This is a genomic window from Marinicauda pacifica, assembly GCF_004793635.1.
Classification (GTDB): Bacteria; Pseudomonadota; Alphaproteobacteria; order Caulobacterales; family Maricaulaceae; genus Marinicauda; species Marinicauda pacifica.
The window spans coordinates 1-318 of the sequence record NZ_SRXV01000044.1 but is presented as its reverse complement, the minus strand read 5'-3'; the positions used below and the strand labels follow the sequence as shown (position 1 = coordinate 318).

The following is a 318-nucleotide window of genomic DNA, read 5'->3' as shown; positions in this document are numbered from 1 at the left end:
ATCACCGTGACGGCGAGCGTGCGCCAGCGCGCATTGGAATACTCGGCAGCCATCGCGTGGATGCTGGCCAGCATGCCGCCAATGCCGAGTCCGGTCATCAGGCGGTAGGCGGACAATTCGGTCAGACCGTTGGCGAAGGGGACCAGGAACATGCCGGCGACCATCACGATCAGGCAGAGCTGGATGGTCGGACGCCGGCCGCTCAGATCGGCGGTCCGGCCCAGCAGGACCGAGCCGACCGCCATGCCGATCAGCTCCATCGACAGGACGACGCCGAGGGCGCCGCGAGTGATGTTCCACTCCTCGGCGATGCCGGGT

The 318-nt window shown here is 67.3% G+C and carries 1 protein-coding gene; it reads right to left on the bottom strand.

What is annotated here, in order from left to right; all coding sequences use genetic code 11:
• Positions 1-318, bottom strand: a 318-nt coding sequence (locus tag E5162_RS14335) for an MFS transporter (RefSeq protein ID WP_135945953.1), incomplete at both ends; no start/stop codon positions are given.